The organism is Arcicella gelida (genome assembly GCF_034931025.1).
GTDB lineage: Bacteria > Bacteroidota > Bacteroidia > Cytophagales > Spirosomataceae > Arcicella > Arcicella gelida.
On sequence record NZ_JAYGIL010000048.1, the window covers coordinates 13,323 to 28,318 of the forward strand.

The window sequence follows — 14,996 nt, forward strand, 5'->3', positions numbered from 1 at the left end:
TAGAAGTTTCTTAAAATAAAATTCACAAAAAAGCGGTAGAAACATTAAAATCAAACAAATTTGCACTTTGAATGTTGTCTTTAAACAATCTCTTTAGCGATTTTTTGCGTAAATAATAGAAACATAAATTATTACAATGCAAGTACAAGAACCACACGTGTTGTCTGAAAAATCAGTAGCAACTAACCTTAAAACAGGTGTATTAATTGTTAATTTGGGTACTCCAGATTCGCCAAATACGCCAGATGTCCGTAAATATTTACGTGAATTTTTAATGGATGGAAGAGTAATCGACATTCCCTATGCTTTTAGATGGATGTTAGTGAATCTTATCATTGCTCCATTCAGAGCACCTAAATCAGCTAAAGTATATAAAGAACTTTGGACAGAAAGAGGCTCACCATTAAAATTTTACGGGGAAGACATCGAGAAAATGTTGCAAGCACAATTGGGCGAAGATTATGATGTGAAATTGGCGATGCGTTATCAAAGCCCAAGTATGGATGCTGGTTTGGAATTGTTCAAAAAATCGGGCTATAAAAAAATTATTGTAGTGCCGTTTTTTCCACAATATGCTTCTGCAAGTACAGGTTCGGTCTATGAAAAAACCATGCAAATTGTAAAAGAATGGCAAATTATTCCTGAAATAAGTTTTGTTAATACTTTTTATGACCATCCGAAATTCATAGAATACTTCGCAACGGCGGCTCGTAATTATATGGCTAAACAAGATTATGATTACTTCATGTTTAGTTATCACGGCTTACCACAGCGTCAAATAAGAAAAGGAGATTGTACAGGGAATACTTGTAAATTTGGTTCATGTTGCGATACTATTCACTCAATGAATCAATATTGTTACCGAGCTCAATGTCATGAAACGACTCGATTATTAGTAAAAGAATTAGGTTTGAAAGAAGGTACTTATGCTACTACTTTTCAATCAAGACTAGGAAGCGACCCTTGGGTTCAGCCTTATACTGATGTTGTAATTAAAGAATTGGCAGCACAAGGCAAAAAGAAAATTTTAGTCTTCTCTCCAGCTTTTGTCGCCGATTGTTTAGAAACAACCATCGAAATCGGTGAAGAGTACCGTGAAATGTTTGAAGAATTTGGCGGACAACATTGGCAATTGGTAGAAAGCCTAAATAATTCACCGATGTGGGTTGATTTATTAGAAGACTTGGTTAAAAAAGCGTAATAATAGCTTATTTGAATAATTATACGTTCCCGAATTTAGGAAATGATGCTTTCGTATAAAAGTATCTTCCTGAATTCGGGAATATTTGTTTAAACATAATATTACAATGCTTAAATTTGAATAATAGGGATTAAGAACTCATCAACTTTAAAAGCATTTAACCATTCTTCGATATGATAGATTTATTACTCAGTATCATTTTCTCGGTTTTATTGTTAATTAATTTTCGACTGCACCCACGTTTTGGTGTTAATACTTTTCAGACTATTATTCTCAATTATCCAGTTTGTATCATTACAGGATTGTTGTTTTTGCCAGAAAATCAGCATTTCAGCATTGATTTGTCTGAAACATCAACACAATTAGCCATGCTTTTGGGTGTAGGTTTTGTCATTACTTTTATGCTTTCAGGCATTTCTACGCAACGTATTGGCATGGCGATGACTTCTCTGGCAAATAATATGTCGTTGGTAGTGCCAGTCATTTTCAGTTTAGTTGTTTTGAAAATGAGTGGTAGTTTTGATACTTTGAATTATTTAGGATTAGTGTTAGCCATCGTAGCAGTAGCATTGAGTACTTTTAAAAAGAGCGAAAGCGATAGCAGTAATAAAAAAGAAAATATAGATTGGCTATTACCAATTGCTGTATTTGTAATGTACGGCATTACGAATACAACTTTTAATTATCTGAATGCAAAGTATGTAACCGCATCGGGAACAACAATTCCTTTTACCTTGACCATTTTAGTGGGTTCTGTTTTGATTGGAGGAATTGTTTTGGGAATTAGAATAATTCAGGGGAAAGAAAAGTTGGTATTCAAGAGTTTACTTGCGGCTATTCCGTTAGGAATTCCTAACTTTTTATCTTTCTATTATTTGCTAAAAGCCCTTGATGCTTACCAAAATAATGGTGCATTCGTTTTACCGATTTATAATATTGGCGTAATTGTAGGTTCGGCATTGGTTGCTTTTATTTTCTTTCAAGAAAAATTTACTTTACTCAATAAAATAGGCTTAATCTTGGCTGTAATGTCCATTGGTTTGATTTCGTATCAAGGATTGTTTTAATTATTATTTTTTACTGATAAATGAATTGTCTTTTAAGTAAAAACGATAAGGTAATGTAGCTCCTTGTGTAATGCCAATTCTAGTAGTTGTAACAATTGGTGTTTCGGAATAATCTGAAAGTGGAGGAAGTATTTTTAAATCATTTTCTAAAATATGCCAGTCGTTCATGCCTTTATGAATGCCCATTGCTTGTACTAATTTCCCCGGTCCAGAGCATAGATTTTTCAAAACATTACTTTTACGTCTTTTTTCCATCAGGTCAATTCCTTCAATTGGTTCTAAAGCTCTTATCAAAACGGCTTCACCAATATCTTTTTGATTGGTCGCAATGTTTACACAAAAGTGCATACCATAGATTTGATACACATAAACAGTCCCCGCTACGCCAAACATTGGAGCATTTCGGAGACTCTTTTTTCGATAAGCATGACAAGCAGGGTCGTCTTGTAAATAAGCTTCTGTTTCTACAATGATTCCAGCAGTAATTCCTTCATCGCTTTCATGAACCAAACGATAACCCAACAGGTTTTTGGCAACTGTAAGTGTGTCTGAGGTTAATAAATTCATATTTTAAGCATTGTTTTTAATCAGAAATGTACGATTAAAAGTACTTGTCAAACCAATGGCTGGTCCAAAACTTAGTATCAAATAAATATAATTATTTGGAATGAATTGACTTGCCAATTGTAAAATTTGTAAACTAATTATCGTGATGGCAAAGCCAATACAGTTTACGATAGTGATTGATGAAGCTCTATATTCAGGATTAGTATTTTGTGAGATTAAAGTTGAGAATTGAGGTGAGTCGCCAGCTACGCTCATTCCCCAAACTAACATAATTGTAATGAATACAAAAGGGTTGACTTGTGAAAAATAGATAGAAAGCAGACAACAGATTAAAGAAAGTAATAAGCAGAAAAATGCCAATTTTGCACTCCCGAATTTAGCGGAAAACTCACCTGTCAATACACAAGCTAACATTCCCGATGCAATTATTAAGAATGACCACAGAGAAGTATTGAAGTGAAAATTAGCATGCTGATTATATTGCTGAATCATGATTGGCACATAAGCCCAAAAAGTATATACTTCAAACATGTGTCCGAAATAGCCAAATGAAAATGTTCTAAACAAAGGATTTTTAAAGGATGCTACAATACTTCTAGGATTGAATTTTCCAGCTTTTTTCCGAAAAGGACCATCTTGAATCAATAAAAACATCATCAAAGCACCGATTGAAGCGATGATAGAAGTGGCAATAATAACAGATTCCCAGTGAATCTTTAATGAAAAATAAGCAATGAAATGTGGAAAAGAAGTACCCAAAACCAAAGCCCCAACTAAATATCCTAAAGCTCTGCCCAAGCCTTTTTCATACCAATCTGCCATGATTTTCATACCGACAGGATAAACTCCAGCCAAGAAGAAGCCAACTAAAAAACGAATGATTAAAAGAGCTTGAAAATCAAGCTTAATCCAAACAATTAGAAGGTTAAAAAAAGCTGCGATAAGTGTTGAAACGACAAATACTTTTACAGGAGAAAATCTATCACTTAATGTGAAAATTGAATAAATTGCTGTACCCATTACAAAACCAAACTGAACTGCGGAGGTCATATTTCCCAGAAAATTGGATGTATTGGGATATAATACTTGTAAATCTTTGAGGACTGCATTAAGTGCAAACCACAAAGAAGTACCCGCAAATTGAGCAAAAATAACGACTGGAAGTAAATATCTTGGTTTCAAGGATAATTAAAGGTTTTCAATTACGGCATAAGCTCTTACAGGGAAAGTGCCCATGCCTTTTACTTTGGGTGGAGTTGCTGAAAATTTGAATGGAGTATTCAATGGAATTTCATTCAAATTGCATAAATGTTCTACAATTAGGATTTCATTTTTCAATAAAATCGTATGAACTGGTCTGGATTTTCCTGAAACATCATCAATATTATGAGAATCAATACCGACTAATTTTACTCCTTGCGAAACCAAATATTCAGCCGCATCAGCCGTAAGAAAAGGATTCCCTGAATAATAATCATCCGTTTTCCAATTTTCATCCCAACTTGTATGAACGAGTAAAGCTTTACCTTTCAAGTCTAATCCTTCAAAATATGATTTATCAATACTTAGCTGCTCTTTGTAAGAAATACTTACTAAAACGGCATCTAGCATCGCAGTTTGTTCTATCAGGATTTCTGATAAATCTTTTCCATCTTCATAGCGATGAAAAGGTGTATCTAAATATGTTCCTGTGTTAGAAACCATTTCGATTTTTCCCATTTGAAACGAAGTTCCTTCTTCATACCATTGTTTGGATTCTTCACGTGTCCAAAAATCACAAATAACAGGGGCGGGGAGTCCTTTATAAGTAACGACTCCTTCTTCAATAACATGACTTAAATCTATAAATTTCATTGCTTTCTAGCTTTTAAAATGGCAAAAATTGCAATCAGAACCCAAACTATATTCACAAAAACAGAAGGGTAAGCTTTGTGTTCAAGTGTATTGACGATGAAACAAATTCCGCCAAAAAGATTGGCCAATTGGTAATTGATGGAAGTGGATGAAATCTTATTCAAAGCATTTAAAGCAAATGCCCCAACGATAAGTACTGAGCCAATCCAACCGATAATTTCAACAAAGAGTAAATACATTTAATTAAGCTTTTAACAAAGATACATTGATTTCAGCAATTGAGCGATTTGGTGAATTATAATGTCTGTAACGACTGAAATATTAAAAATACTTTACTATTTACTAAGCCGAGTTAGCAGTTGATTACTAACATTTCATTTAGACAAAGCCCAGTTTTTCCATAAAAATTACGACCTTTACCGAAAATTTTAAAAATAATTGATAAAATGGCACAAGCAAAGGCGGGCGATAAAGTAAACGTCCATTACACAGGAAAATTAACAGACGGAACTGTATTTGATAGTTCGGCAGGACGTGAAACTTTAGAGTTTGAATTAGGAACAGGAATGGTTATCAAAGGTTTTGATGATGGTATTACTGGAATGATTATTGGAGAGAAAAAAACTGTTCATATCCCTGCTGAAGAAGCTTATGGACCAGTAAATCCTGATTATTTAGCGGTATTTCCTAAAGCAGAAATTCCTGCGGATATTCCTTACGAAGTAGGTATGCAATTAAATATGCACCAAGATGGTTCTGGTCAAGTAATGCCAGTAACAGTAACTGAAGTAACAGACACAACAATTACTTTAGATGCCAATCATCCTTTAGCTGGAAAAGATTTGATTTTTGATATTGAATTAGTAGCGATTGGTTAATTACTTTTTTCATACGCATAAAAAAACCTCTAAGGAAAATCCCTAGAGGTTTTTTTATGCGAAAGCTGTTTAGCTTTTAGCCTCCATCTCAGCTGCAATTTTATCAAAATCTATTGCCCCACACGAGCCACAGCCTTTAGAACAGCCTGCTTTATTTTTAATACTGAAATTTTTAATAACAATATTGCCTAAATAAGCCACAGCAGATAAAAATATGATAGCAATGATGACATTTTCCATGACAGTCTTTATTAAAATTTAAGACTTTGTGATATTCCAATTACGAACAATCACTTCCTCTAATTCTAGAAACATTGCACAACCCGCAATTAGTTCACGTCCGAATACGAAATCATCTCCACCTTTGAAGTCTTTTACAAATCCTCCTGCTTCTTGCACGATTAAAGTACCAGCTGCTACATCCCAAGGTTTTAAATTGTATTCAAAAAATCCATCAAATCGTCCACAAGCTGTGTAAGCTAAATCTACGGCAGCCGCACCAAAACGACGTAAACCATGAGATTTTTGCATCAATTCTTTCAAAATACCAATGTAGTTTTCCATCAACTCAAAGTCATAATAAGGAAAGCCTGTTGCAATTAAGCTTTCTCCTAAAGTTTTGGCTGACGATACTTTTATTGGTTTTTCGTTCAAATAAGCTCCACCACCAAGCCAAGCAGAGAAACATTCATCTCTGTTGATTTCATAAACAACTCCCAACACAATTTTACTTTCTTTGATTAAAGCAATTGAAATCGCAAAAACGGGTACTCCGTGAATATAATTTGTTGTACCATCAACTGGGTCGATAATCCAAGCTAAATCATGATTTTCAGCTTGTTCAGCTGTTCCTTCTTCTGCAATAAATCCAGCTTCAGGAAGTATTTTAGAAAGTCCAGCTACTAAAAGTTCCTCAGTTTGTTTATCAACATACGAAACCAAATCATTTAAGCCTTTATATTCAATACTGTCTTTACTAAATTCTGAGGCTGCTTTTCTAACAAACTCTCCCGTCTGACGAGCCAATTTGCTTACTTCTGAGGTTAAAATTTCTAAATTCAAAATGTTATTTAATTACTATTTTAAATCAACTCTAAGCCAAATCGCTTAAAAAATATTTTTAAAATCCGATGTCCGAAATCTAAATACCCAAATCCCAAAAGCTATTTTTTCTTTACTTCAAAAAAGATGGCTAATCCTAATACTCCAACCAAAATTACAGACATAATAAGGTCAACTTTATTTCCTTTACTTACTGATTCTGGTTCAAACTTGAATTCAATTTTATGTTTTCCTGCTGGAATTACCATTGCTCTCAAAATATAGTTCGCTCTTAAATGTGGTTTGTACTGTCCATCAATATATGCTTTCCAATCTTGGTTTCCACGATAAAATATTTCTGAGAAAATCGCCAATTGTTCCGTTTTATTGTCTGATTGGTAAGTCAACTCATTTGGCTTATAAGAAGTCAGCACAATTTTATTTGAAATACTGTCAGGTTGAATTTTTAAATTAGCTACTTGGTCAGCGAAACGTTTGTCGATAAATGCGATTTCTTTAGGGTCAAACTTATCTAAAGATTTCATTTCTTCATCGGCATTTGCTACAATTTTGAAAGAATTTACAAACCAAGCATTTCCACAAGCTTCTGGATTTTGTTGTGCAACTGGTTGACCAGTTTGCTGATTTGGAATAATAAAATATTTCGTATTCAGCATATTCAAAACCTGCATATTGTTTTTGGCAATTTGGTTTTCAATAATCTCTGAGTAACGACGCAATTTTGCTCCGTGATAACCACCAATTGATTGGTGATAATAAGAAGCCGTAGCATCGCTACTAAATCCACCTGAGGCAGCTGCATCAAATACTCTATAAATACTCTTATCTTTCAATATTTGCTCATCTGCCGCTGTTGGCGTAAATATTTCTTCGTACTCTGATTTTGAGACAAAATTATCGTTGTTGAAATAGCGTTTATCAGCTCCAAATAAGTCAATCAAGATAAGTAAGATCAAAATTGGATAGAATAATGATTCTTTAATTTTACCAGTAACCCAAGCCCAAAGTAAGCCAGCCGCTAATAAAATGAATGCTAAAGAACGAAAAGCATCAGAACGCATCAACGATTCACGGTCAAGTACAATTGCTCTTAAAATCTGAGCATCTACTCCTTTGTCGCCTGTTATTTGCATTGCTTCATCATTCACAGATTTGAAATTGAAAAACAAACTTGGAATAAGTGCAAAAATAACACATAAGCCAGCTGTGAAAGCTAAACTGTATGTTAAAGGTTTTTTAAGTTCTTCAAACGTTGGTTTATTATCGCTAATTTGTTTCAAAGCCAGAACACCCAGTATTACCATCGCTAATTGAGTAAGCGAAAGTATCATCGTGATTGCTCTGAACTTATTAAACATCGGGAAGTAATCGAACATTGGATAATTTAAAAGAGGGAAATTTTTACCCCAAGCCAGCATCGTAAAAAATACTGCTGTACCAACTAGCCACCATTTTAATGAACCCCGAACTAAAAATGCTCCTAAAGCAAAAAGAAAACAAATGATAGCACCAGCATAAACTGGCCCACCAACGATAGGTTGATCACCCCAATAAGCGGGACCTCTTTCTGTATATGGTAAAGCATTTTCTTCAGGAATACCAGCGTTTACCATCGCTTTCAAGGTTTCAGATTTTTTACCACCTAAACTTCCGCCCATTGTTCCACCATAGAAATTGGGAATCAATAAAGTACCTGTTTCACCGATTCCGTAGCTATAACTGAATGCGTAGTCACGGTCTAAACCACCTTTAGATTGTGTATTAGTCGTTAATTCAGATTTACCACGAATGGTTTCTTTGGAGTATTCGTAGTTATTCCAAAGCCTCATGGTGTGGTTAGCCACACCGACAAATGAACCCAAACCCAATGCCAATAGAGCAAAAACCAAAGATTTGATTTTTCCAGATTTTACATGGTTAATAATTTCTACAATTACATAACCAAATAGCATCAAACCAAAGTAATAAGTAATTTGTACGTGGTTGGCATAGATTTCTAAACTCATAAAGAGCGCTGTTAATGCTCCGCCTAGTAAGTATTTACCTTTAAAACACAAAACAGCACCAGCCGCAACCATTGGTGCATAAGCCAAGGCAATGGCTTTAGAAATATGTCCTGCTGGAAGTATCACCATATTGAGTGTACAGAAAGCATAACCAATAGCACCAATGATTGATTGCCAAATGTTTGCTCCGAGTACAATTAAGAGGATATACATTCCGAGCATTTCTAAGAAAATAACGTTGATTGGTGAAGGTAAAAATCCCATAATTTCACCGCCAACGGTAGAACCAATACTATTCGGATAAGCTCCGTGAATCATATAAGCAGGCATTCCGCCAAACATAGAGTTTGTCCACCAAGGTACAATGCCTGTTGCTTTTGTAAATTCGGTAGATTCGTGAGAGGAAGCCAAAGACATCGTAATGTCGTGTTGCTTTAATTTTTTGCCTTGTAAGGCTGGAGAGGCGTAAATTCCTGCAAGCACAACTAGAGCAATTACTGCGTACAAATGTGGGAGGAATTTCTTGAATGAAAACTGCATATTTTTTCTTAAGATTTGGACTTAAATTACCTTGTATGCAAAGATAAAGTTTCTAATTTGAAATTTTGCATGAAAGCGACGTACACCGCTTTAAATTCGATAGTATTAAAAAATAAGGTTGTTAAATCGTTAAATCAATCCTTGGATTGATGGAAATTATGAACTTTTTAAGCACCTTTGTGTTTTTATTATGGTTGTGTTAAACCAAACCTTACTTGTTTTGTCCAAACGAAAGCAAAATAAAATATATTACAAAATGATGAACAAAAACATTTTTTTACTTGCCATTTGCCTAATAATTAATGTAGTAGGGGTAAAAGCTCAAGATTCAAAGGCTGGAGTGATTATCGATGCAATGCAGAAAAAGTACAAATCAATGAAAGCATTTAGTGCTTCATTTTCGTATGGTGCTGATGGCTCAACACAAGTATTACAAGGAAATATTACAGTAAAAGGACAGAAATATCGCTTAAAAACGAGTGGTCAGGAGATTTATAATAATGGAAAAGAAGTTTCTACTTATATCAAAGAAACAAATGAAGTTAATATTTCTGATTATGAACCGTCTGATAATGATTTGAATCCATCAAAAATTTATTCATTTGATAAAAAAGGATTCCGCTATGTGTTTATTCAAGAAGTAAAAGAAGGTGGAGAGTCTTACGAAGTAATTGAACTTTCACCAGAGAAAAAAGGAACACAAGTTTCAAAAGTGAAAATCAAATTGAACAAAAAAGACAAATCAGTAAAAAGCTGGACTATCACTGATAAAAGTGGCAAGCGTCAAACGTTTAAAGTGAGTAATTTTGTGCCAAACGTTCCTGTTGATGACAAATACTTTGTGTTTGATAAAAGTAAATTTCCAGGCGTTGAGGTGAATGATTTGAGATAGATTTTGTGAAGACTTTAGGATTTTAGACTATAAGACTTTAAGAAATAAGATTCAAGATAAAAAGAGTAAAGGTTTAAATTTGAATAGGTTATCCACCAAATTTAAACCTTTACTCTTTTTGTTTATTTATATCTCTTTCCGCTCCTCAAACTCCTTTACAAAATTTGGGCTTTCGGTTTTGCCTAATTTATCCCAAAAGGTAAAGTAAAGTCCGTAATTATAACGATAATATTTGTGATGATGGCTGTGATGTGTTGCACCAATCATGTACTTCCCTAATAAATTTCCGAATAAATTTTTTGGGTAAATTTCAATATCTAAATGATTGATTGCAGCTGTAATCGTCATGATAGTGAGATGAATCACAACAGCGTAAATGTGCATCGGTAGAAAAATCACAATGGCGGGCATAATCAAGGCTTCTAAAATACCTTCTATCGGATGAAAAGAAAAGGCTGTCCAAGCCGAAGTGATTTTACTTTCATGATGCACATAATGTACAATCTTGTAAACTTTTGGTTGATGCATCCAACGATGAAGCCAATAATAATAGGTTTCATGAATAAACATTGAAAGCAAAATACTGATTGGAAACCAAATTAATGGATAGGTATTAACGTCAAGATAAATAGCAGTAAATCCTTTTTGCCAAAGTATTGCGGCAAATGCTCCGATAATTGAAAAAATCAAAGCTGTGACTAATGACCAAAACATTTCTTTTTGAAATTGTTTTGGAGGATATTGTTTTTTGTTGAGTTTTCTAATTTGCCATTTTTCAGGTTTCCAGAGATAGAAGTAAACATGGAAAATACTTGCTAATAAAAAGTAGCGAAAAATCACAATGACAAATATGACCATGCACAGCCAGAAAAAAACAATCGGTTCAGTAAAGTCGAAATTAAATACGTTTGGTATCATGTAGTAAGAATTATGAATTATGAATGATGAATTTTGGATTTAAAGTATTGATTATAAGTACTTTAAATATTGTGGCTTCATCGTTTATTTCAAATGTGTTACTTACTTTCAACTTTACTGAACCGAAAAATGTTTTAAAAAAGCTTTGAGCGAACAGTAATGAATTTTGGGATTTTTTTTAACTCATAATTCTCAACTCAGCATTCCGCACTTAAAACTCCACACTTTAAAGTCTTACAATCTCAGCACCAATGGCATTCAGACGAGTATCAATATTTTGATAACCTCTGTCGATTTGCTCGATGTTTTCGATGATTGAAGTACCTTTTGCCGACATTGCAGCGATTAATAATGAAACTCCAGCTCTAATATCTGGCGAAGTCATTCTGATTCCTCTTAATTGTTGTTGGCGATTCAAACCAACTACTGTTGCACGGTGCGGGTCGCAAAGAATGATTTGAGCACCCATTTCAATCAATTTATCAACAAAGAATAAACGGCTTTCAAACATTTTTTGATGAATCAATACCGTTCCTTTTGCTTGAATTGCCGTCACCAAAACGATACTTAGTAAGTCTGGCGTGAAACCCGGCCAAGGATGATCTGAAACAGTAAGCATCGAACCATCAATAAAAGTATCTAACTCGTAATGTTCTTGCGAAGGAACATAAATATCGTCACCTCTGATTTCTAATTTAATACCCAATTTTTGGAAGACTAAAGGAATAATTCCTAAATCTGGAATAGAACAATTTTTAATCGTGATTTCCGACTGAGTCATGGCTGCCATTCCGATGAATGAACCAATTTCAATCATATCAGGAAGCATGGTATGTTCTGTTCCATTCAAAGATTCAACGCCTTCAATGGTCAATAAATTTGAACCAACGCCTGTAATTTTAGCACCCATTCTATTCAACATCTTGCAAAGTTGTTGCAAGTATGGCTCGCAAGCGGCGTTATAAATCGTCGTTGTTCCTTCTGCTAAAACTGCCGCCATTACGATGTTAGCTGTACCAGTTACAGAGGCTTCATCTAAAAGCATATAAGCTCCTTTTAAATGTGAAGCATCTACTTCATAAATTCCTCCGTCTTCTTGGCTGTAATTGAATTTAGCACCCAATTTCATAAAACCATAGAAGTGCGTATCTAATCTACGTCGACCAATTTTATCTCCTCCTGGTGAAGGAATTCTTCCTTTTTTAAAGCGAGCTAAGGTTGGTCCTAATAACATAACCGAACCACGAAGAGCCGCCGCTTTTTTCTTGTAAGTTTCTGAATTTAAGTAATCTAAGTTTACTTCTGAGGCATCAAATTTTACCGAAGATTCTGCAATGCGTGTACAACGAACGCCCATATCACCAAGTAGGTCGATTAATTGATTCACATCTCTGATATTCGGAATATTGTGAATCGTTACAGGTTCTTTTGTTAATACTACTGCACACAAAATTTGTAATGCTTCGTTTTTTGCTCCTTGCGGAATAATCTCGCCTTTCATTTGGCGACTACCAGTTACTTTGAATGATGCCATGTTTAAACCTTAAATTGTCTATCTATAATTTGAGATAAGTATTTTGGATTTACCTAAATCAAAAACTATCTTCTATTGCGATTGTTGCTGTTATTATTGTTGTTACGATTATCGTTTCTTCCACCGTTATTATTGTTACGATTATCGTTTCTTCCACCGCTATTTCGGGTATCTCCACCACGATTACCGTCGTTTCTTCCTCCAAAATTCTGACGACCGCTACTATTATTATTTCTATTGTCGTTTCTGCCACCATTGCTACTTCCATGTGTATTTGGCGGAGTAGGGCGATTATTGGCATTACGTAAATTCCCTAATGACGAATGTCCAGAAATAGCATGGACGATAGGAGCGAGCGTGTTGTTAGAAATCTCAAGAATATGTCCCCAAATTACTTCATCATCAACTACTTCACGATTCCAGTTTTGATAGAAGGTTTTCATCAAACGAGCGATATGTGCAACCAAAATACGTTTTTCATTATCGTCTGTTTCAGCAATGGCTCTAGCAATTAACAATTCTACGTTACGACCATAATAACGGTAACGTAAATGATGCGTATTATAAGGAACAGTTTTTGGAAGTTTACCAACAGCATCTGGTGATGGAGGAGGGAAAGGACTATCAACATCCAATTTAAAATTGGACATGATGTATAAATCATCCCAAAGTTTGTTCGTATAATCTTGCGTATCACGCATATTTGGGTGAACCTGACGCATCAATTCAACCAATAAATAAGCATATTTGGTACGCTTTTCTCTATCTTGAACCGTTAAGATATGGTTCACTAATTTCTGGACGTTGGTTCCGTATTCTTTCATGATATAATAAGGACGATTTCGGTATTCGTCGTGAATGGCTATTGCTAAAAGGCAAAAATAGGAATATTTATTCAATGAATTTCTGAAAGCCTTAAAACTTTCAGCAAGATGAATATTTATAACGAAAGTTTAGGGAAAAAGATGATAATTCCTACGATTACGGCAAAGATTGACGCAATTAAAACCGCAGCAGCTGCAATATCTTTGGCTTTGCCTGCCAATGGGTGAAAATCTGGAGAAGTTAAATCTACTAAAGCTTCAATGGCAGTATTGATAGCTTCCAAAATCCAAACTAAAGCGATTGCCAGTGCAATCCAAAGCCATTCTTGTGCAGAAAGTTTAACATAAATTCCTGCTGAAATAACCACAATACTTGCTAAAAGATGAATTCTTGCATTGTTTTCAGAAATCACCATCGAGCGTATTCCTTTGATGGCAAACGAAGTACTTTTTATGAATTTCTGAAAATCAATCATTTTTTATTTATGAGTTAAAATTACTGGTCATTCAAATGAATCAAACTGTGAAGCATACAATAAGCCAAACCTATAAAAACAGAAAATTCAAAGGTCATTAAAATAGCAGTTGGATTACTGAACGAATGTAAAACATATTTTAATAATGCCATAGGATGAGTAAATAAATCCCATGAATTAAAACGTTGAATTCTTCCTAAAAATATTCCGTATCCAGCAAGTATTACAGATGCGATTACAAAAATCATACTCCAATACTTCGAAAATGTAGCCTCCCAAATTTTCTGAATCCAATACAAAGAAAGCAAACCACAAATTAAACTTACAAAAGCAAAAGTATAAATCATGATTTGATGATGCCAATACGAATTTCCTTGATATGGATGCAGATGAACCAAATCTGTAATAATATAAGGTGCATTCGGAAAAAATAATAGCCATAAAAAGCTGTAAATCAACATTCTGTTTTTGGATAAAGCTTTAGCTTTGACTTGTTTATTCATGTACAAAACAATAAAAAGAGGAACCCAAGCCAGAAATAAATTCCAATTAATACCTATCAAATAAGTATTATGAAGTACTATGGCTTCAAAAAGGAATAAAAAAACTCCTAAAGCGGACATCATAGCCAAATTAGAAAGTATTTTGTTATGACTTTTCTGTTTGTAAATCTTCATGTTTATGTTTGAAATAAAATAGATTGTAAAAATAAATATTGACTAAGGAGTAAAAAAAACAGAATGAAAAAATGGTAACAAAATTTTTGATTTCTTCAAAAACAGAACTCTTTGAAGAAGTAATATCTACAATTAATGTTGACAAAAAATAGCAACAGCTTATCGCAAAATAATAATAGGTTTTTAAATCAATCTTTTTGAAATAGCTAATTAAAAACAGGCATGGTTCTATAATAAAGACTTGAAAAAGTAATAATAATATACTAAATAATAATATTGCCAAGAGCCATTCGTCGGATATATGTCTTTCAAATAAAAGGATAAGTAAAGCACCCATAGATGTTGTAACACTACCACTTATCATCGGTGAAAAAAAAATGGGGCACCCTCCCCTTAGTTGTGTAAGTTTTGTTGGGGCTTTGATTTTTTAAAAAATCAAAGCCCCAACAAAAAACTTTAAATAACTTAGCAACAATAATTGTCATTTTTATGGATAAGTC

General features: G+C 34.1%; 16 protein-coding genes. 4 read left to right on the forward strand and 12 right to left on the reverse strand.

Annotation, left to right across the window (positions count from 1 at the left end; translation table 11 throughout):
* Window positions 1-136 precede the first annotated feature (136 nt).
* Together hemH and VB776_RS23485 are read left to right on the forward strand one after the other, a co-directional pair.
* Window positions 137-1,201: a ferrochelatase gene (hemH, locus tag VB776_RS23480; RefSeq protein ID WP_323699284.1), complete on the forward strand. Its 1,065-nt coding sequence runs from the start codon at window positions 137-139 to the stop codon at window positions 1,199-1,201.
* A 173-nt stretch (window positions 1,202-1,374) separates the two neighbouring features.
* Window positions 1,375-2,268: an EamA/RhaT family transporter gene (locus tag VB776_RS23485; protein ID WP_323699285.1), complete on the forward strand. Its 894-nt coding sequence runs from the start codon at window positions 1,375-1,377 to the stop codon at window positions 2,266-2,268.
* Window positions 2,269-2,271: 3 nt separating this feature from the next.
* Here the strand turns inward: VB776_RS23485 and VB776_RS23490 are convergent, their stop codons facing one another.
* The 4 genes from VB776_RS23490 to VB776_RS23505 are packed head-to-tail and all read right to left on the reverse strand — an operon-like array spanning window position 2,272 to window position 4,928.
* Entirely contained in the window at window positions 2,272-2,835 is a 564-nt protein-coding gene (locus tag VB776_RS23490) for a DNA-3-methyladenine glycosylase (RefSeq protein ID WP_323699286.1), read from the reverse strand.
* A 3-nt stretch (window positions 2,836-2,838) separates the two neighbouring features.
* Complete coding sequence (locus VB776_RS23495; protein ID WP_323699287.1) at window positions 2,839-4,017, reverse strand: MFS transporter; 1,179 nt, start codon at window positions 4,015-4,017, stop codon at window positions 2,839-2,841.
* Window positions 4,018-4,023: 6 nt separating this feature from the next.
* Window positions 4,024-4,689, reverse strand: coding sequence for a cyclase family protein (locus tag VB776_RS23500; protein WP_323699288.1), 666 nt, complete (start codon window positions 4,687-4,689; stop codon window positions 4,024-4,026).
* Window positions 4,686-4,928, reverse strand: coding sequence for a CBU_0592 family membrane protein (locus VB776_RS23505; RefSeq protein ID WP_323699289.1), 243 nt, complete (start codon window positions 4,926-4,928; stop codon window positions 4,686-4,688). Before VB776_RS23505 ends, VB776_RS23500 begins: the two co-directional genes overlap by 4 nt.
* Before the next feature lie 207 nt (window positions 4,929-5,135).
* On the opposite strand from VB776_RS23505, the gene VB776_RS23510 reads away from it, so the two are divergent.
* The gene (locus VB776_RS23510; RefSeq protein ID WP_323699290.1) at window positions 5,136-5,567 is read left to right on the forward strand and encodes an FKBP-type peptidyl-prolyl cis-trans isomerase; all 432 of its coding nucleotides are present in this window, start codon (window positions 5,136-5,138) and stop codon (window positions 5,565-5,567) included.
* 69 nt (window positions 5,568-5,636) lie between these two features.
* Here VB776_RS23510 and VB776_RS23515 read toward each other — a convergent pair whose 3' ends face one another.
* From VB776_RS23515 to VB776_RS23525, 3 genes are all read right to left on the reverse strand, one after another.
* Window positions 5,637-5,807 (reverse strand): FeoB-associated Cys-rich membrane protein, encoded by a 171-nt coding sequence (locus tag VB776_RS23515; RefSeq protein ID WP_323699291.1) that lies wholly within the window; start codon window positions 5,805-5,807, stop codon window positions 5,637-5,639.
* A gap of 18 nt (window positions 5,808-5,825) precedes the next feature.
* Window positions 5,826-6,629: an inositol monophosphatase family protein gene (locus VB776_RS23520; protein WP_323699292.1), complete on the reverse strand. Its 804-nt coding sequence runs from the start codon at window positions 6,627-6,629 to the stop codon at window positions 5,826-5,828.
* Window positions 6,630-6,730: 101 nt separating this feature from the next.
* Complete coding sequence (locus VB776_RS23525; RefSeq protein WP_323699293.1) at window positions 6,731-9,175, reverse strand: hypothetical protein; 2,445 nt, start codon at window positions 9,173-9,175, stop codon at window positions 6,731-6,733.
* A 256-nt stretch (window positions 9,176-9,431) separates the two neighbouring features.
* Here VB776_RS23525 and VB776_RS23530 point away from each other — a divergent pair, with 256 nt between their 5' ends.
* On the forward strand, window positions 9,432-10,067 hold the full coding sequence (locus VB776_RS23530) for a LolA family protein (RefSeq protein WP_323699294.1): 636 nt from the start codon (window positions 9,432-9,434) through the stop codon (window positions 10,065-10,067).
* 126 nt (window positions 10,068-10,193) lie between these two features.
* On the opposite strand, the gene VB776_RS23535 is transcribed toward VB776_RS23530, so the two are convergent.
* The 5 genes from VB776_RS23535 to VB776_RS23555 all read right to left on the reverse strand — a co-directional run bounded on the left by VB776_RS23535 (window position 10,194) and on the right by VB776_RS23555 (window position 14,496).
* Window positions 10,194-10,985 carry a sterol desaturase family protein gene (locus VB776_RS23535; protein WP_323699295.1) on the reverse strand — a complete coding sequence of 264 codons (792 nt, stop codon included), beginning with the start codon at window positions 10,983-10,985 and terminating at the stop codon, window positions 10,194-10,196.
* Window positions 10,986-11,211: 226 nt separating this feature from the next.
* Complete coding sequence (murA, locus tag VB776_RS23540; protein WP_323699296.1) at window positions 11,212-12,519, reverse strand: UDP-N-acetylglucosamine 1-carboxyvinyltransferase; 1,308 nt, start codon at window positions 12,517-12,519, stop codon at window positions 11,212-11,214.
* 65 nt (window positions 12,520-12,584) lie between these two features.
* Window positions 12,585-13,418, reverse strand: coding sequence for a DUF4290 domain-containing protein (locus tag VB776_RS23545; RefSeq protein WP_323699297.1), 834 nt, complete (start codon window positions 13,416-13,418; stop codon window positions 12,585-12,587).
* A 41-nt stretch (window positions 13,419-13,459) separates the two neighbouring features.
* Window positions 13,460-13,819, reverse strand: coding sequence for a diacylglycerol kinase family protein (locus VB776_RS23550; RefSeq protein ID WP_323699298.1), 360 nt, complete (start codon window positions 13,817-13,819; stop codon window positions 13,460-13,462).
* Between the two features lie 20 nt (window positions 13,820-13,839).
* Window positions 13,840-14,496: a DUF1361 domain-containing protein gene (locus VB776_RS23555; protein WP_323699299.1), complete on the reverse strand. Its 657-nt coding sequence runs from the start codon at window positions 14,494-14,496 to the stop codon at window positions 13,840-13,842.
* Window positions 14,497-14,996 lie beyond the last annotated feature (500 nt).